The 17,734-nt window shown below is 42.7% G+C and carries 15 protein-coding genes; 5 read left to right on the top strand and 10 right to left on the bottom strand.

What is annotated here, in order from left to right:
* Window positions 1–185: 185 nt before the first annotated feature.
* Window positions 186–767 (bottom strand): SPOR domain-containing protein, encoded by a 582-nt coding sequence (locus B5D54_RS03575; protein WP_078925108.1) that lies wholly within the window; start codon window positions 765–767, stop codon window positions 186–188.
* Window positions 768–1,030: 263 nt separating this feature from the next.
* On the opposite strand from B5D54_RS03575, the gene B5D54_RS03570 reads away from it, so the two are divergent.
* Window positions 1,031–3,721, top strand: coding sequence for a bifunctional acetate--CoA ligase family protein/GNAT family N-acetyltransferase (locus tag B5D54_RS03570; RefSeq protein WP_078925107.1), 2,691 nt, complete (start codon window positions 1,031–1,033; stop codon window positions 3,719–3,721).
* A gap of 59 nt (window positions 3,722–3,780) precedes the next feature.
* Here B5D54_RS03570 and B5D54_RS03565 read toward each other — a convergent pair whose 3' ends face one another.
* The 4 genes from B5D54_RS03565 to B5D54_RS03550 all read right to left on the bottom strand — a co-directional run bounded on the left by B5D54_RS03565 (window position 3,781) and on the right by B5D54_RS03550 (window position 7,243).
* Entirely contained in the window at window positions 3,781–4,671 is an 891-nt protein-coding gene (locus B5D54_RS03565; protein WP_078925106.1) for a LysR family transcriptional regulator, read from the bottom strand.
* A 104-nt stretch (window positions 4,672–4,775) separates the two neighbouring features.
* Window positions 4,776–6,479 carry an SgrR family transcriptional regulator gene (locus B5D54_RS03560; RefSeq protein ID WP_078925105.1) on the bottom strand — a complete coding sequence of 568 codons (1,704 nt, stop codon included), beginning with the start codon at window positions 6,477–6,479 and terminating at the stop codon, window positions 4,776–4,778.
* A gap of 80 nt (window positions 6,480–6,559) precedes the next feature.
* Window positions 6,560–6,790 (bottom strand): DUF3389 family protein, encoded by a 231-nt coding sequence (locus B5D54_RS03555; protein WP_078925104.1) that lies wholly within the window; start codon window positions 6,788–6,790, stop codon window positions 6,560–6,562.
* A gap of 3 nt (window positions 6,791–6,793) precedes the next feature.
* Window positions 6,794–7,243: a hotdog fold thioesterase gene (locus B5D54_RS03550; protein ID WP_078925103.1), complete on the bottom strand. Its 450-nt coding sequence runs from the start codon at window positions 7,241–7,243 to the stop codon at window positions 6,794–6,796.
* A gap of 168 nt (window positions 7,244–7,411) precedes the next feature.
* Between B5D54_RS03550 and B5D54_RS03545 the strand changes: the two genes are divergently transcribed.
* Both B5D54_RS03545 and B5D54_RS03540 read left to right on the top strand, forming a co-directional pair.
* Entirely contained in the window at window positions 7,412–8,203 is a 792-nt protein-coding gene (locus tag B5D54_RS03545) for a M48 family metallopeptidase (RefSeq protein ID WP_078925102.1), read from the top strand.
* A gap of 105 nt (window positions 8,204–8,308) precedes the next feature.
* Entirely contained in the window at window positions 8,309–8,875 is a 567-nt protein-coding gene (locus B5D54_RS03540; protein WP_078925101.1) for a PhnA domain-containing protein, read from the top strand.
* Window positions 8,876–8,924: 49 nt separating this feature from the next.
* On the opposite strand, the gene B5D54_RS03535 is transcribed toward B5D54_RS03540, so the two are convergent.
* From B5D54_RS03535 to B5D54_RS03525, 3 genes are all read right to left on the bottom strand, one after another.
* Window positions 8,925–9,116 (bottom strand): hypothetical protein, encoded by a 192-nt coding sequence (locus B5D54_RS03535; protein ID WP_078925100.1) that lies wholly within the window; start codon window positions 9,114–9,116, stop codon window positions 8,925–8,927.
* A 228-nt stretch (window positions 9,117–9,344) separates the two neighbouring features.
* On the bottom strand, window positions 9,345–10,304 hold the full coding sequence (locus tag B5D54_RS03530; protein ID WP_078925099.1) for a TerC/Alx family metal homeostasis membrane protein: 960 nt from the start codon (window positions 10,302–10,304) through the stop codon (window positions 9,345–9,347).
* A 405-nt stretch (window positions 10,305–10,709) separates the two neighbouring features.
* Window positions 10,710–12,446, bottom strand: a complete 1,737-nt coding sequence (locus B5D54_RS03525; protein ID WP_078925098.1) for a bifunctional metallophosphatase/5'-nucleotidase — start codon at window positions 12,444–12,446, stop codon at window positions 10,710–10,712.
* A gap of 254 nt (window positions 12,447–12,700) precedes the next feature.
* Here B5D54_RS03525 and B5D54_RS03520 point away from each other — a divergent pair, with 254 nt between their 5' ends.
* Window positions 12,701–14,332, top strand: coding sequence for an ATP-dependent endonuclease (locus tag B5D54_RS03520; protein ID WP_078925097.1), 1,632 nt, complete (start codon window positions 12,701–12,703; stop codon window positions 14,330–14,332).
* Window positions 14,333–14,470: 138 nt separating this feature from the next.
* On the opposite strand, the gene B5D54_RS03515 is transcribed toward B5D54_RS03520, so the two are convergent.
* Both B5D54_RS03515 and B5D54_RS03510 read right to left on the bottom strand, forming a co-directional pair.
* On the bottom strand, window positions 14,471–14,974 hold the full coding sequence (locus tag B5D54_RS03515; RefSeq protein ID WP_078925096.1) for a DUF1097 domain-containing protein: 504 nt from the start codon (window positions 14,972–14,974) through the stop codon (window positions 14,471–14,473).
* 172 nt (window positions 14,975–15,146) lie between these two features.
* Entirely contained in the window at window positions 15,147–16,052 is a 906-nt protein-coding gene (locus B5D54_RS03510; RefSeq protein ID WP_078925095.1) for a LysR substrate-binding domain-containing protein, read from the bottom strand.
* A gap of 219 nt (window positions 16,053–16,271) precedes the next feature.
* On the opposite strand from B5D54_RS03510, the gene focA reads away from it, so the two are divergent.
* The gene (focA, locus tag B5D54_RS03505) at window positions 16,272–17,726 is read left to right on the top strand and encodes a formate transporter FocA (protein WP_078925094.1); all 1,455 of its coding nucleotides are present in this window, start codon (window positions 16,272–16,274) and stop codon (window positions 17,724–17,726) included.
* The last annotated feature ends 8 nt before the right edge of the window (window positions 17,727–17,734 follow it).

The following is a 17,734-nucleotide window of genomic DNA, read 5'->3' as shown; positions in this document are numbered from 1 at the left end:
ATCTTTTCCGTGGAACCAAATTGGTTTTCTAAAAACTTACCCTATGATAGACAATTCAAGGCGTACGTGCACTATTGAGATGAACTAATCGTAGGATCATGTTTTAACTGTTTAGAAAGCAAACAATAAAGGGGCATAAAGCCCCCTCATTGAATTGATCATTGGTTGAGATGAAACACCCTACGCTAATTTAATTTGTTTAACGTGGGATAATCAGAGCTTTTGATGCTATCGATACTTTTTACAAATGGTTTTAACGTTTGAAACTCAGCAGGAAGCGTTTGAATGGCCTGAGCCGCTTCATCTCGGCTTGCGTAGTCACCATAAAGCACGGTATACCATTTTGTCCCATTCACCACTTTATAGTTTTCCCAAATGGGTTGCTCCCCTTTAGGAAGCTGATTAGCAAATTGGTCGACTTTATTTTGTGAGCCCACGGCGACCACTTGGATTGTAAAGCCGTAACGAGGGTTCATCGCAATTTGTTTCTCTGTAGGCGGTGTAATCGTTACGGCGGGTTTTGCTGGGCTTTGTGGGCTGATTCTGACCACTTTCTTCTCTTCTGCGGGCGCCATTTTTATCACATTCATTTCGACGTTTTGTTCAGAGATGCCTTCAGCGGTTCCCTGCGCAGAAACAACCGGTTTAGGGACATCGGCTACCGCAAATTCTTCGGTATGACTTTGGGTTGTTACATCAGTGATGTAACTCTCTGAAGCGCAGGCTGCGAGAAGCAGTGACAGGCTAACGATAACAACGTTTTTCATGGACTCATAACACTCTAAGTAGAAAGTAATGTAAATCATGCCGATAGCTGCGCTCAGAATCAAGCATCCTCTGTGATAATCTCAGTATATCCTGTGATTTATGGCACAAACTTGTCTTCATATTATGCTGCTACGATCACATCAATGCGAAATACGTCAACAGAAGAATGAAAAAGTCTCTAGGATAGAGCCGTCTCGCGCACTTTTGATCTATTCATCTACAAACAAAGTGGTTTTTGAATCCCACTTACGGTGTTAGAACTATGAATAATTTAAGTCAGTTGCTCAGCCCTACCTCAGTTGCCGTTATTGGTGCATCCATTCGTTCTCATCGAGCTGGAAATATTGTGATGAAAAACCTCCTACAAGGCGGTTTTGATGGTGCAATCATGCCGGTTACTCCCTACTATCCTTCTGTATGTGGCGTCCTTGCTTATAAAACGATTGAGTCACTTCCAGTTGTCCCTGATATTGCGATCCTTTGTACTCATGCTTCACGCAATGTCTCGCTTTTCCGGCAACTAGCAGAAAAAGGGGTTGCTTGTGTCGTTGTTTTATCGGCAGATATGTATGAAAACGATGCTCAAGAGCATGAAATACAGCAACAATGTCTGACTATCGCAAAGCAGGCTGGAATGAGAGTGCTTGGCCCGAATAGCTTAGGTTTAATACTTCCATGGTGTCATTTCAACGGTTCATTTTCCCCAGTCACGGCACTGAAAGGCAATATTGCTTTTATTTCTCAATCTGCAGCCGTCTGTACCACCATTCTAGATTGGGCCAATGATAAACAAATTGGTTTCTCTGCTTTTGTATCACTAGGCAATGCGAGTGATATTGATTTTTCTGATCTGCTCAATTGCCTAAGTACGGATAGACATACCGACGCAATTTTACTTTATGTCGATACCATAAAAGATGCGCGCCGTTTTTTATCAGCGGCTCGTGCCGCATCTCGTAACCGACGAATCTTAGTTTTAAAAGGAGGGAGAACAGCCGCAGGACGAAAAGCAGCGCAACGGCATACTGGCGGCGATGACACGCTCGATAGTATTTATGATTCAGCCATTCGACGCACGGGAATGCTACGGGTAAATAATACTCACGAATTGTTTGCTGCCGTAGAAACGCTGACCCACGCTGTACCTCTTCGAGGGGAAAGGCTTGCTATTATTACCAATGGCGGTGGCCCAGCGATTATGGCGATTGATACTTTGCTCGAACGAGGGGGAAAGCTGGCAGAACTCACTCCCGATGTTTATAACACACTGAACCAATTTCTCCCTTCTAGCTGGTCTCATAGTAATCCGGTAGATATCGTTGGTGACGCCGATGATTTACGCTATGTTAAAGCATTAAACGCGGTGCTAGAGAGTGATAATGTCGATGCCATTTTAATTATGCACTCTCCTTCTGCCATCGCCCATTCAGAGCAAACCGCTCAAGCTGTTGTCGATGTCATTAAAAATCACCCTCGAGCACGTCGATTTAATATTCTGACCAATTGGTCGGGTGAGCTTACCGCAAGACCGGCTAGACAGATTTTTACTCAAGCGGGGATCCCAACGTATAGAACACCAGAAAGTGCGATTGTCGCTTTCATGCACCTTGTTGAGTACCGGCGAAATCAAAAACATTTAATGGAAACCCCGAGTACTTCAGAAGCGGTACATTCCTCTGAAGTGACCAGCGCAAAAGCTTGGATTGAAGAGCATTTAGTCGAGCAAGAGTCTATCCAGCTCGACACGCATCAAATTGGATCTTTCTTTAAATTTTTCCATTTTAATGTCTTACCGACTTGGATTGCTTCCGATAGTAGTGAAGCTGTTCATATTGCCGAAACCATTGGTTACCCTGTTGCGGTAAAATTACGTTCTCCGGACATTGCTCATAAGTCCGATGTGCAAGGTGTGATGCTTAATCTACGTAACAGCAGTGAAGTAGCGAATGCGGCGCAAGCGATCCTTGACCGAACCCAAGTCTCCTACCCTTCGGCGCGCATTCATGGATTGCTTGTTCAAGCTATGGCCAGATTAGCGGGAGGAGAAGAGCTAAGAATCAAAGTAAAGCATGACTCTACATTTGGCCCTGTTATTTTACTTGGTCAAGGTGGCTCTGAATGGGATGAATCTATTGATGCAGAGGCAGCTTTGCCTCCACTGAATATGACACTTGCTCGTTATTTGATTGTCAGAGCCATTCGCAGTGGAAAAATTCGACTGCAAAAACAACCCGTCCCCATCGATATCAATGGACTTTCTGAGTTTTTGGTCCGCATTTCTCAGATAGTGGTTGATTGTCCACAAGTGTACGAGTTGGATATTCACCCTGTCTTAGTTAATGGTCGTCAATTTACTATTTTAGATGCAGATCTGACCTTGAAACGTTTTGCCGGTGATGCTCAGAGCCGGCTAGCGATTCGCCCATACCCTTCAGAATTAGTGGAAACGGTTACCGCTAAAGATGGAGAAGTGCTCACTCTACGACCTATTTTGCCGGAAGATGAGCCTTTGCATGCTGAATTTATTCAACATGTCTCGAAAGAAGATCTCTATAAACGCTTTTTCTCTGATGTCGGCGAATTTAATCATGAAGCTCTCGCTAACCTCACTCAAATCGATTATGACCGAGAAATGGCTTTTGTGGCGATCAGACATCAACAAGATAAGCTGGAGATCATCGGCGTTTCTCGAGCACTCATTAATCATGAAAACAGTGACGCAGAGTTTGCTATCTTAATTCGCTCAGATCTCAAAGGTAAAGGTTTGGGAACGATTTTGATGAGCAAAATCATTGATTACTGTAAAGCGAAGGGAACCTTACAATTATCCGGAATGACGATGCCAAGTAACCGAGGTATGTTAACATTGGCACAAAAAATGGGGTTTACTGTCGACATTCATTTCGAGGATGGTGAGGCCGATATGGTGTTGCCATTATTCCCTCAGCCATAGCCATCTCTTAAATTAATCAGGGCTTTCCGAATGGCATTAGCCCTGTTCTCATTTGCTTGCTATTTACCCCACTGCCAGTTCTTTTTGAGATATTGTATACACCAGGATTTGGCTTCACCTATTTTATTTCGTCGCCAAGCTAAAATGATATCTATCTGCTTATCTTCACTGCCTTCAATAATTTTCAATTGCCCACTAGCAATCAAAGGTTCAGCAACACTGAGTGGTAGTGTTCCAATTCCTAACCCATCAACTAAGGCCTGGCATTTGGCATTAAAATTTGTCACGGTTAAACGAGGCTGTTTTTGCAAAATGTTCACACTCATAGCGGGCTGTTCTCGTGCGGTATCTGCAATAGCAATCACCCGATATTTTTGACGCGCTTCCTCATCAAAAGCCCCTCGACGTTTATGAACATAATGTTCATTCGCTGCGACCCAGACCATGGTTATTTTTCCAAGAGATTCTGCTTTGACATCTTGAGGAAGCGTTTCAATTTTGGGACAGATAAGAAGATCAGCCCGATCCGTCGCCAGAGATTCCCAACATCCCGCCAAAATTTCTTCTTGTAGACGAATTCGGGTTTTACTGACATTGCCAAGCGCTTCAACTAAAGGAAAAAAATTGGCGATTGGAATAATCCCATCAAAAGCGAGAGTAATATCGAGTTCCCAGCCATTGGCTAACAATGTTGCATCATTCACTAATTTTTCCGCTGCAGAAAGAATCATTCTTCCTCGCTCAAGGATCAGTGTACCAGCTTCTGTAAAATTGGCCTTATGGCCTGAACGGTCAAAAATCATCATATCGAGATCTTGTTCCAGTTTTTGAATTTGATAACTCAAAGAACTAGGTGCTCGATTCAGTTCATTGGCCGCGGCAGCAAAACTGCCTCGGCGATCAATAGCATCAAGAATATGCAAGGCTTCTAATGTGATTGGACTTTGCAAAACCGAGATCCTCTTTTTTATAGAATAACCAATAGGTTGTGATAATCAGTATGCCTGATTTATTAATATCGTACCATCAGATAACACCATTAAGGTGGTGTCCTTTATGGTGATTCGGTTTCAATATCGGGTTTAACCCAGACTTGGCTAAAATCAAACCACCCTAGCGCATTGCATTTAGCATTTTGTAATGATCCGCATTGATCTTTACTAACGCCAAGCCAACAGTGAAACATTGGAATAATTTGTTGTTTCTCTATGAGCGACTTACCAAGCTCTTTTGCAGGAAAACAGCCTCCCTCTTCTGCCCGCCATTGGTCGACAAGTTCAGACCATCCATTAAAATCATTACTTTGGCTCATATGCTCAATATCAGAATAGTTGAGTAGCCAGCCTGCTAAAGCCTCTTCCCTATGATTGGCGATTCCCATCGCTTTTATCCAAACATCCACGTGTTCAACATCTTCAACCGTCAGTTCATACTTTATGAAATTCACGTCAATACCATCGGCTTTAAGGATTTGTTGAATCACCTTGGCTAAGGTTGGAAACATGGGATGCTGAGCATGATAAGCCACTGTTACGACTCTCGGTTCCGGTGGTAAAATCGTCGTATCGTTAGAGGTTTGATGATACCACCCCGGCTTTAAGCCATACGCTGGCAAAACACCGAGCTCAACGACTTTTTCTTCAGGTAATAAACGAAATAAATTTAATGTACTGAGTTTATTTTGAAAATAACTCGCCCACCGTTCATCTGCCGCTAACCCTTTGCGACGATTGAGGAGTAAATATGTACAGCCAGGATCAAGGTCGACATCTTCGGTAAAAGACCCTCGCTGACTCTTTATTGGATGCGCTAGGCTTGGAAATACCATCGATGAATGCACTTCATCAATCACCCATACTTCCACCCTATCGAGTAAGGGACGAAATCCAAAATAACCATCAAAGGCTTGTAAAATTAACCGCTTTTCATCGTTTACCATGACTTTATAAGGTCCACTACCAATTGGCATTAAATCAAAGTCATCGGAGCGCATCGCTTCGGGCAATAAAATTTTTGCACAAGATTCAGCCAGTAGTAGAGGCAAGTGATAGTCGGGTTTAGCAAGATGAATGTCAACCACCCAAGCTTCTGGCGAAGTTACACGTTCAATATGGGAAAATAAGTTAACTAGCCGAAGTTGCCATAAACTTTGTACAACAACGTCGGTCGTTAATGGTTCGCCATTATGAAATCGAACGCCTGAACGTATGTAGAATCGCCAGTGAACAGAGCTAAGCGCTTGCCAGTGATGCGCTAAATCTGCTTGGATCTGCTCTTCTTCATCTAAACGAGTTAATCCACTGTAGATCTGCCGTGCGATATGCAGCTCTGAGCGGCGCATTGGTTTCGTTGGGTTAAGCATAGAAAGCGGTCGATAGTAAGGAAGGCGAACGACCTGTTGCCCCTCTTGATGCTGCACCCCTAAATAGCTTTGGATAACTTGAGTTAATTTGGCCGCATCTTGATCAAGCACAGATAATGCTTGGCCGATTTTCCCTTCTTGTAAGTATCGACGTGCTAAATTTTCACTAACATCCGTTCGACTTCGCTTAAAGATCAGCTGAGATAGCTTCCCTCTTCCCGCCGCAGGGTGCCACTCTATCCAGCCCTCTTCTTCCATTTTATTCAGTACAATGCGCGCATTACGTCGCGTACAAAAGAGAATATCGGTGAGATCTTCAAGTTGAGTTTCTACATTTTGGCCATTGAAATGTTCAAAAAGTGTCTCAAACTGAACGCGTAGTCGAGGGCTGCTCATAAAGGGGAAACTTACCATGGTGAAAAATCACTTCAGTTTCCCTATTTATAGATCTTTTCGCAAGTGATCTACCGTAATCTTTAAGCAATATCACACCCTAGTACTTGAGCCAGTTCTTGTAATTGCTGAGCGTTGTCTAACTTAAGTGACCATTTTGTTTCACTACCATGGGCCACGACAACATTGGCCGCCGATATTAAACTTACGGCATCTTTGACGGCGTGTAATGATAGGCCGTGTTCTCCATCTATACGAATAAGAATTTCATGGGCCGTTACAATGATTTTTCCGCTTTTAAATTCAATCACCATACGTTAAGACTCATGCTTGGCTACATGTTGAGAGCGGGATTGTTTCACCGCCATGGTTAAACGGCTAGTACACACGAGCCGTTCTCTCTCATCCGTAATTTCTATTTGCCAGACTTGAGTGGAAACACCTAAATGGATGGGGCGCGCTGTACCTATGACCATTCCTTCACGCACCGCTCGAATATGATTAGCGTTAATATCTAACCCAACACAATAACGGGTTTCGTCTACACAAAAATTAGCGGCAATAGAGCCTAACGTTTCCGCTAAAACTACAGAAGCACCGCCATGTAGCATTCCCAATGGCTGATGGGTAAAAGAGCAGACAGGCATCGTCGCGCTAATAGTGGTATCGGTAATTTCGGTATAAATAATATTGAGGTGTTCCATCAGCGTATTTTTTGATGTGGCATTTAAGCTCTCTAAGCTGATGGATTTTTTCCAGATTGCCATAGGTGTCCTATATTGATCAGTGATTGAAATGAGGAGATCGATTATACTACATCAAGGCACTCGGTCCTCGATTTCCTCTATTGAGGAGAAGTAGAATACCTCTACCCTATTTTGTTGCCACATTTCAAATTTTAATCACTGACTGTCATTACCTTCAAGGAGATCTCAATGCGACCATGGATGAAAGCTTTTAGCTGCTTTATCACCTCGATGAGCTTAGTGGCTTGTAGCGCTTCTCCAACAGGGAGAAATCAACTGTTGCTTTTTTCAAATACTGAAATGAGTAGCTTAGGTGCGCAATCTTTTGAGCAGATGAAAAAAGAGATCCCCATCAGCCAAGATAGAAAAACCAATGCTTATGTTCAGTGTGTTGCCAACGCAATCATCGCTCAAGTTCCAAAGCAAGCTGGATTTGATTCGTGGGAAGTTGTTGTTTTTGATAGTAAACAGGTGAATGCTTTTGCTCTCCCTGGTGGAAAAATAGGCATTTATACTGGATTACTAAATGTGGCTGTCAATCAAGATCAATTAGCGACCGTTATTGGTCACGAGCTTGCGCATGTACTTGCTAACCACAGCAATGAACGCTTATCACAATCTCAATTAGCGAATGTGGGGTTACAAGTGACCGATTTTGCTATTGGAGCTTCTGAATATGGACAATATCGAGATCTGACTATGGCGGCTTTAGGCGTGGGTGTGCAATATGGTGTTATTTTGCCTTATGGCCGCCGTCAAGAGTCTGAAGCCGATATATTAGGGTTAGAACTGATGGCAAAAGCCGGTTTTGACCCAAAAGAGAGTATTGCGTTATGGCGAAATATGGCCAAAGCATCAAACGGTTCTCAGCCGCCCGAACTCCTTTCGACTCATCCTTCGCATGATACGCGTATTGCTGATTTGAATAAGACGATGCAGAGTTTGCCAAATTATTCTGTTTCCGCCCCCAATTGCCATTAAATAGTCAAAAATGATGGTTATTTATAGCTCATTTGGTTATATCCCTTTAAATTTTGTGCATAAAGTGGATAATACCCGCGAAATTCATTTTACAAGGTGGGGACGATGTCTACTGAAGCTACTTTACTCGAACGCTGTGAATCTAAATGTGAACTCTGCTCTTCAGAGTCAGCGCTTTCTCCATATGTGGTTTCACCACACACTCAAGTGACGGTTGACCATGCTGTGATGCTGTGTTCAACCTGTAAAGATCAAATTGAAGATCCTGAATCTGCAGAAATTAACCACTGGCGCTGTCTTAATGACAGTATGTGGAGCCAAGTTCCTGCGGTTCAAGTACTTGCTTGGCGTCAACTCAAACGCTTATCTGCGACTAAAGGTTGGGGACAAGATTTACTCGATATGATGTACATGGATGAAGAAGTCCAAAAATGGGCTGAAATAGGCATGAATGATGACGAAGAGAAACCACGTGATGTGAACGGTGTTGAACTGAAAAAAGGTGATGACGTCACGGTGATTAAAGACTTACCCGTCAAAGGTTCAAGCATGATTATCAAACAAGGTACGGCTGTCCGTGGCATTGCTCTAACCGATGATCCTAAACATATCCAAGGTAAAGTGAATGGACAAACCATGTTCATTATCGCGGAATATTGTCGCAAAAAGTAATCATACCGCTTTAACAAACAAAAGCCGACGTAGATGTCGGCTTTTTTAATTAGCGCATTAAACCAATATCTCTTTGTATATGAGGAGACAATTCCCCAGCATGATAACAATGTGCCGAATGTGATTCGACAAAAAGAATATCAATAAAGTGAGCAATCAATCCTTTGAAGTTAACCGTATAGGTTTTTTTATCCATAGAGGTGGGAGCTGAAGCTGATCCCAAACGCATTACTTGTGCCATAGTCGCCTCTCTTGATAAGCCGGTCACTTACATGCCGAGATCTTAATCAACGCCCTCCTATTTACAAAATGACAAAATTTGGCATTTCGAATGAATAAAACTAATAAAACAAATAGTTAACAATATTTTGAGCAATAAGCCATTTATTACCAATAATTAATCAGTCTCTTGTCTATTCTTTGAATAAAAAACCATCATGTTTATTTTGTTAACAATACCTTCATTATGTTATTTTTCGACTTTGATCGCAGTGTGATTCTTGATGGCTTGCCCTTTGATTAATGAGGCGATGATGGCAATCAACATCGTACCCAGTAAGATCAATAAAGAGATAGGTGTTGGTATCTCCCATGGTGAGCCGACTAAGAGCATCTTGATACCAATAAATAACATGATGAATGCAAGCGCTGGTTTTAAATAAATAAACTTATCCATCATCCCCTGCAAAACAAAGTACAAAGAACGCAGCCCTAACAGAGCAAAAACATTGGCCGCTAACACCAAAAAGGGTTCGCGTGTGACAGCAAAGATAGCGGGAATGGAATCGAGAGCAAACATAACATCCATGCAAGCAATCATCCCCACAACAATAAACATCGGGGTCACCCACCAACTATGCTGTTGACGAACAAATAAGGCATGTCCTGAATAATCCGGAGTTACGTTAAACCACCGCCGCATCATCCGTTCAGGAAAGGGGTTAAGTTCAGTGTGTGGTTTTTCTCGCGCAAGCTGAATCCCCGTCCAAATTAAGAAAGCCGCAAACACATACAAAACCCAGTGGTATTGAGCCAATAGTTGCGCCCCAATAACAATCATCACGGCACGCAGAATTAAAGCGCCAATCACCCCATACAGCAGTGCCCTTGGGCGAAGGGACTCCGGCACTAAGTATTGATGAAAAATAATGGCGAACACAAATAAGTTATCGATACTGAGCGACTTTTCTAATAGGTAACCGGTTAGAAATGCCAGCGTCGCTTGTGAAGCGCTGTAATCGCTGTTCGGTAAATAAATATCCCAGAACAGGAAAAGGATCGCCGCAAAGATAAAAGCCAGCAGAACCCAAAAAAAGCTCCAACTCAATGCGCGTTTTAAAGAAATGGTATTGCCACGAGTTTGCCAAATATCCACGGCAACCAAGGATAAAGTAAGAACCGAAAAGATCAGGTAAATCATTAGGGACATAATTCCTCCATAAGCGGAAGAACAACGTTTCAGATAAGAAAACGAAACCTTCCGCATACCAAGTTATGCTGTACAAAACAGCATGGATGCGTTGGTCTCGTCGAAATAGATATGATTCCTATCTATTTATACTTGCCGGATAAGCTAAGAGCTTAACGTGATGACGACAAGTAAACAGCATAATGGCGACTACTCCCCAAACAGCGCCACTCTACTATGGTTATTTCATTTAGTCCAGAGACAAAACATGGGTTTAGCTTAATGGTAGAAAATAGACTAACCCAGCCCAAAAACTGATCCAAGTAACAATTGCCAGCATATCACTCCAATAGTTCCACATATCTAGCCCCTCTAAACTCATGTTTTGCCTTGTAATAAAAAACACAAGCAAAAGTTGGGCCAAACTTAGTTTGACTGAGTGACGGCTTGGTTTTGTGCTGTTTGAGTCAATAAATAGGGTTTATCCGTTAATAGTTCAATAAAAGCGTCAGCCATAGAGACATTCGTCACCTTCCCTTCTCCTTTCATTGCCGTTAGAGCATGATAGCCTTCTTTACCTTTCATGGTATAGGCTGATGATGTGCCATAATAATTCCCCTCCGCATTGACAGAGTGCCAAGCCCCATCGATAAAAATAGCGAGATTTTGAATTCGCTCACCTATCGGGTTATCGGCTTGATAATCAAAAGAAAGGTTATGCGTATAAGGGTAGCTACCAGAACCCGTCCCTTCGACACCATTATTGAGTGCATTATTGATTGCACCTTCTAAGGTTTGCGCAAGTGCATATCCAGAAATTTTATAAACCCCAATCGGAACGGCAAATGGCAGTAATTTACCTGCAATATCAGCGACAGAAACTGCCCCCGGCAAAAGTGAGGTTCTCACTCCACCAGCATTATGAATGGCAAACTGAACCTGATATCCGCGCTTTTCCATCGCATAGGTAAACGCTTCCGCAACTAATGGAGCAAGTTGGCTTGGACCATTTTCATCGGGAATTCGGACATGACGCAATTTTCCAGAGGCATGTGCGATCACTTGATGTTGCAGCTCACGAACTCGGGGGATGTACTTATTCTGTAAAATACCATGAACGTCTGGATCTTTCTTACACACCACGACATTGGGATGGTTATTAACATACTCACAAGCATCAAGGTGAGCGCTATCGCTCCCCGCTTCACTCATACTGGCATCAAGGAAAAGACGACGTCCCAGTAGTAACTCATTTCGCCCAGCAAAACTGACCACTCGTCCCTCTTTATCAAAATCAATATGGCAATGCCCTAATGCCAATGCATATAACCCAGCTTGAACCACATATGTGCCACTAACCCATTGCCCATATGGTTCCTCTTTTGAAAGCCCTAGCGCACTAAAGTCACCTTGTAGTATATGGCTGTGCCCACCAACAATGAGGCTGATCCCATCAACCTTTGAAGCCAGTTCTTTATCTGCTTCATAACCTAAGTGACTCACTAAAATAATTTTATTAATGCCTGATTGCTGAATCGCTTCAACCGTTTTTCTCGCCGTATTGAGTGATGACACAAAAGGCGTATCAGCGTCTGGGTTCGCTATTTCTTCCATTTTATCCAACGATAAACCAAAAATAGCCACTTGACTGTTATCAACCTCTTTTACAATCCAGCGGGCACATTGTTGCTCTGGATCAAACGCATACACTTGCGGATTACTGGACAGACGGTATTGTTTATCTTGTCGTTCTTGAGATAAATCCCAATTACCTGCCAGCAATGGAAAATGAATGCGTTTAGCAAATTGAGCAACAGGCTCATTCCCCATATCCAATTCGTGGTTCCCTAGCGTCATCGCATCAATACCAAGAGCATTGAGCATCTCGGCATTTGCTTTACCTTTGAATAACGAAAAGTACAGTGTGCCTTGAAAGCAGTCTCCCGCATGGACAAAAATAAAACCACGCTTCATTCGTTGTGCGTCTGCTCTGAGTTGATGAATGCGCGTAGCGATACGAGCAAACCCTCCAGCGCTGACAAAAGGTGTCAGAGGGTGATCATGGATATTTAAGGATAGTTGTAATGATGTTGGCTCAAAATAAGAATGGGTATCATTGATATGAGCCAGAGTAATAGATGTGATTTCTTTTGTTCTTTTCATAATATTTTCTCTTCTCTTTCCCCTCCATCCTAGCTTAAAAATTATGACAAAGTCGTGACTTTTATGAAATATTTTTGCAAGACAAAGTTAAAAAATAAAATCTAGCCCCTCTTATTGCTTTAAAAAAAGTAAATAATCTGTGAGATACCGATCAGTTTAGTGGCTTAAGAGTCTGCTTATTCAAGCTTTTTCCTTTATGCTTAAAGAAAACTCAACGCAAACTTTCAATGACGTTGAGAAAGAGGACCTAACCTATGCATTTAGAACGTATTGAAATATTAGGATTTCGAGGTATTCGTCGGTTATCACTGACCTTTGATGAACTCACCACCTTAATCGGTGAAAATACATGGGGGAAATCCTCTCTGCTGGATGCCTTATCCATCATGCTGCCCCCTGACGGAAAACCTTACCCGTTCGAATTGCAAGACTTTCATGTAGACTACGCCCTGTCTCACCCACAAACTCAAGATATTCAAATCATCCTTAGTTTTGTGGCCTCAGACAAACAAGAGCATCGCGCTGGCCGTTATCGGAAACTCAAACCGGTATGGCGACAAGATGAAAATGGCTATCACCGTATTATATATCGTGTCAACGCCTCACGAGTACAGTACGAGATTTCTACCCACTACGCTTTCTTAGATCTTGAAGGTGAGGTCATTCCTGTTCATGACAGTGAGCAATTAGCTAGGCTACTGATGAGTTTGCACCCTGTCATTCGGTTACGAGATTCCCGACAATTTGATCGTCCTTTTGTTGACAGTAATGGAAAAAATGCCCGTGTAGAGAAGCGCATTCATAATACTTGCCGCCGTTTAATGGCGATTCCTGGCCATGTAAATAAAGGAGAAATGCGCAGTAGTTTAAATTCGATGCAGGCATTGGTTGAACACTATTTTTCGTTTAAAGATCAAAAACGTAAAAATCCGCGCCGAGAGCGAGAAAGTTTAGTCTACGGCCCTCCAAGCCATGATAAAAGCCTGTCTCAAATGGTTGATGATACAAAAAATAGGCAAACACGGCTTTTACTCATGGGGCTCCTTAATGCTTATTTACAAGCCAAAGGGCCAAATGATCTCCGGCGTTATGCGCGTCCGATTCTTATTATTGAAGATCCTGAAGGTCGTTTACACCCAACCCATTTGGCTCGGGCATGGAACTTACTCGATTTACTCCCCATGCAAAAAATTCTTACCACCAACAGTGGTGATTTATTGGCTTCGGTGCCTTTACACTCAATTCGCCGTTTAGTCAGAACGTCGGATAAAGTGGTCGCAACCAGCATGCCCAGCCGAGGTTTAGGTCGTGATGAGCTGCGGCGTATTGGTTTTCATATTCGTTTTCATCGCCCAGGTGCGCTTTTTGCACGCTGTTGGCTATTGGTTGAAGGAGAAACGGAAGTTTGGCTATTTAGTGAATTAGCCAGACAATGTGGTTATAACCTCGCTGCCGAAGGCGTACAAATTATAGAATTTGCACAATCTGGCTTAAAATCTCTGATTAAAGTGGCTAAGGCTTTCGCCATTGAGTGGCATGTTGTCACCGATGGGGACCCTGCGGGTAAAAAATATGCCTCAACGGTATTGAATATGTTGGAACACGATCAAGCTCGGCATCGCCTTACCGAATTACCCGACAGAGACATAGAACACTTTTTGTATTCACATGGGTTCGAGTTCTTTTTCAAAGATATGGTAAAAATTCCTCATGAACATCCTATTCCAGCCAAAAAAGTGGTCAATAAAGTACTGAAAAAACACGCAAAGCCTGATCTCGCCCTCGCTATCGTTTCTCATTGTGAAGAAAATGGTGTGGAATCCATTCCGGTGCTCTTACGCTGGACACTAAAAAGAGTGGTTACCATGGCTAACGGAAATATTTGAACGGTCACCTTAACGTTCCCTTTGTGAAAGAGCATTCACAGAGGGAATCGCGCTATGCTAAAGGTGCTATCAATATTATTGATCATCTTTTTCTCAACGACGACCTACCACACCAATGCTAGGATGATTAACTTGAATCTAACGAATCACAGCTTGTTTTTTGTTACAACGTGACTTTAAATTCTCTTCTTGGCCTGCACTTCTTTTATGTAACCAAAGGCCACTCGTTTTCATGGCATAGCCAAACACGCCGCCCAGTAAAAGGGAAGGAATAACAACTAACCCATTACCCTCCGCAGCAAACATGGCGCAAGAACCAATAAAAGTACCTGGAATGTACGCCAACCACGTTTGTTTAGCTTGGATACACATGAAAAAGGCCACCAGAGCAGTGATCACATACCCCATAATATCCCATGTCATCAATCGGGAAAGAGAGAGGATCACCCATGCCCAAAATACTCCACTTAAATTACACAGTAAACTTTGCACTAGCCCTTTTATACCAGAGGTTGAGGTAGCGAAATAACTGGTACATCCTAAAAAACCCGCCCAAGAAAGCAGGCCAAGAGAAACGGCTATCCATCCCCAAACACCAGATAAAATTCCAGTGGTGAGAGCTATAGCAAAAAGTGCATTCATAACATCCCCTCAAATAAACACGGTTGCCACATTTCACTGCGGCAACCGACAATAGAGGAATAGTAAGGGGATGAAGAAAATCGACAAATGATAAACATCACAAATTTAATGCAACAGTTAACATGATATACAAATAAACGTGATGCAATCGATAAATCAACAGGTAACGAAATTACAAAACATACGGTTTGCCTTTCATCATTCGCAAACCTTCACGCCGTATACACTCTGCCAGTGGGTTTTCAGCCATTTCAGCACGCCAAATAAAAGAAAGGGTGCGCTCCATACTAAGTTGTGGAACATTAAGTGCAACCAACTGACCACTTTGAATGAAGCGTTCAACATCTAAATAAGGTAAACAGGTTAAATAAGAGCCATTGGCCACTAAACTACGTAAAACAGGGACATGTTCATATTCACGCCACACATCGAGGTCGGCAATTAATTTATGAATTGCACTGTCAAAAATCCCACGAGTCCCAGATCCTTGCTCACGAAGAACCCATTTAGCCTGCTCTAGTTGGGCTAAACTGACCACTTCTCGTTTGGCAAAAGGATGATGAGCAGACGCTACGACACATAAGTGATCTCGGCACCAAACTTCTTGATGAATTCGGTTATCATCACAACGACCTTCAATAATGCCTAAGTCGTATTTATAGTCTAATATTCCCTCGATCACACTTTGAGTACTACGAACCCCGAGTTCAATCCGGATCTCAGGGAAGTCACTATCAATAATACTGATAAGGTCGGGAACTAAATGTTCAGCCGGTGTTTGGCTGGCACCCAGCCGTATTTCCCCACTTAATAAATGTTGATCATAAAAGCCCATTTCTATCTGCTGAGCATCTTGCAGTAAACGTTTGGCTTTCGGGCGTAACCACATCCCCCAATGAGTCAGCGCCATTTGTTTCCCCTGACGCTCAAAAAGTGGACGCCCTAGCATTTTTTCTAACTGCGCTAAAGACATACTCGTCGCTGACTGAGTTAAAGCCAGTTGATCTGCGGCCGCACTCACACTACCGAAATCTGCGACGGCATCAAAAACAGCTAATTGTTTTAATGAATAACGCACAATTTATCCTATGGATCTATTTATACCAATCCCAAATTCATGGGCAATGAGTTTCATTTTACTGTGTATTTTGGCTATATCAATATAATTGATGAGGTTTTAAAGAATTATCAATTTTACCTCCCTACCGTATCCCCCTAACCTGATGTTGAAGCAACCCATACGGCGTTGTTTATTTTTGTCAGGAGGTAATTATGAATTTGAGTCTGGGGAGCGAAAATGTCGACAGAACACTCTGAAAATCAACACTACTTTTCACCCTACGAAATGATGGCTGAAGCAGAAAAGTTTGCTTTGAGTAAGGCAAAGAAAACCAGTGGTATCACTCTGAGTTTAGCCATGATGGCTGGTGCCTTTATTGGACTCGCTTTTCTCTTTTACATCACAGTAACCACAGGCAGTGATAGTGCTGGATGGGGGTTAAGCCGACTTGCTGGAGGCGTAGCGTTTAGTATGGGGCTTATTCTCATTGTTATTTGTGGTGGGGAGCTATTTACCAGTTCTGTTCTTTCTAGCATCTCTTGGGCTAATAAACAGATCAGTTTTAGCAAAATGTTATCAATTTGGGGCAAAGTTTATATTGGTAACTTTATTGGGGCTATGTTTCTGCTTCTGCTCGTTTCAGCCGCAGGGATGTATCAACTCGACCATGGCCAATGGGGGCTAAATGCTCTCAATATTGCTCAACACAAACTGCACCACACTCCCGTTCAAGCCTTTGCATTAGGGGTTTTATGTAACTTACTGGTCTGCCTAGCGATTTGGTTAACCTTTAGTTCAGCCAATGCCATGACAAAAGCAGCTATGACTGTTTTACCGGTTGCCATGTTTGTCTCTAGTGGTTTTGAACACTGTGTTGCAAACATGTTTATGGTGCCACTGGGTATTGTTATTCATTACTTCGCTCCAGACAGCTTCTGGCAGCAAGTAGGAATGTCAGCATCACAGTATGCAGATCTAAATATCTCTCGTTTTATTACAGCAAATTTAATTCCAGTGACTTTTGGAAACATCGTGGGCGGTGCGGTATTAGTTGGATTAGCGAACTGGTCCATATATCGCAGGCCCCATCTTAAAGAAGCTCACATTGCCACTATTACGGAAACCACTCCGATTCAATCAGTTAAGGAAACGACCATGAAAAACGCCATTATCGTCAAAGATATGATGAATACTCAGCCTATTACTCTTAATGCCGATATGCCAGTAGCCCTCGCTATCGATTCGTTGATTGAACATCAATTAACTGCGGCACCAGTCGTTGATATTCAAGGTCGTTTGGTCGGTATATTCTCAGCTCACGATGTCATGGTTGAATTATGGTGCCAAGACTACTTACCGAATGAAGATCAGAAAGTGGTTGATTTAATGAGCCGTGATGTCATAGCGATCGATGCCAATGACTCTTTGGTTGATGTGACCGAATTCTTATGTATTGATAAAGAACAACTCTTCCCTACCACAAATATGGGCATTGCCACTCGCTTCAACGCACTTTCTGTCGAAGAACGAGCAAAAAGCATGAAAGTGAGCAAGCCTCACGTTCTTCCGGTGTTAGAAAATGGACAGTTTGTAGGGATCTTAGAGAGAAATCATGTTCTAGCGGCTCTTCGTCCTATCTATGGCGAACGCTTAAGTATTATTGACACTAAAGACGAATTAGCCAGCGCTTAATGAAACGC

This window comes from Vibrio cincinnatiensis DSM 19608 (assembly GCF_900167345.1).
Lineage (GTDB): Bacteria > Pseudomonadota > Gammaproteobacteria > Enterobacterales > Vibrionaceae > Vibrio > Vibrio cincinnatiensis.
Note: the sequence above shows the minus strand (reverse complement) of the source record. Positions and strands in the feature narration are given on the sequence as shown.

What these genes read in the sequence shown, in the direction of transcription:
- B5D54_RS03525 (WP_078925098.1), bottom strand. Translation starts at nt 12,446, where the DNA reads ATGAAAAGAACAAAAGAAATCACATCTATTACTCTGGCTCATATCAAT.
- B5D54_RS03520 (WP_078925097.1), top strand. Translation starts at nt 12,701, where the DNA reads ATGCATTTAGAACGTATTGAAATATTAGGATTTCGAGGTATTCGTCGG.
- B5D54_RS03535 (WP_078925100.1), bottom strand. Translation starts at nt 9,116, where the DNA reads ATGGCACAAGTAATGCGTTTGGGATCAGCTTCAGCTCCCACCTCTATG.
- focA (WP_078925094.1), top strand. Translation starts at nt 16,272, where the DNA reads ATGTCGACAGAACACTCTGAAAATCAACACTACTTTTCACCCTACGAA.
- B5D54_RS03560 (WP_078925105.1), bottom strand. Translation starts at nt 6,479, where the DNA reads ATGAGCAGCCCTCGACTACGCGTTCAGTTTGAGACACTTTTTGAACAT.
- B5D54_RS03545 (WP_078925102.1), top strand. Translation starts at nt 7,412, where the DNA reads ATGCGACCATGGATGAAAGCTTTTAGCTGCTTTATCACCTCGATGAGC.
- B5D54_RS03540 (WP_078925101.1), top strand. Translation starts at nt 8,309, where the DNA reads ATGTCTACTGAAGCTACTTTACTCGAACGCTGTGAATCTAAATGTGAA.
- B5D54_RS03550 (WP_078925103.1), bottom strand. Translation starts at nt 7,243, where the DNA reads ATGGCAATCTGGAAAAAATCCATCAGCTTAGAGAGCTTAAATGCCACA.
- B5D54_RS03515 (WP_078925096.1), bottom strand. Translation starts at nt 14,974, where the DNA reads ATGAATGCACTTTTTGCTATAGCTCTCACCACTGGAATTTTATCTGGT.
- B5D54_RS03570 (WP_078925107.1), top strand. Translation starts at nt 1,031, where the DNA reads ATGAATAATTTAAGTCAGTTGCTCAGCCCTACCTCAGTTGCCGTTATT.
- B5D54_RS03530 (WP_078925099.1), bottom strand. Translation starts at nt 10,304, where the DNA reads ATGTCCCTAATGATTTACCTGATCTTTTCGGTTCTTACTTTATCCTTG.
- B5D54_RS03555 (WP_078925104.1), bottom strand. Translation starts at nt 6,790, where the DNA reads ATGGTGATTGAATTTAAAAGCGGAAAAATCATTGTAACGGCCCATGAA.
- B5D54_RS03575 (WP_078925108.1), bottom strand. Translation starts at nt 767, where the DNA reads ATGAAAAACGTTGTTATCGTTAGCCTGTCACTGCTTCTCGCAGCCTGC.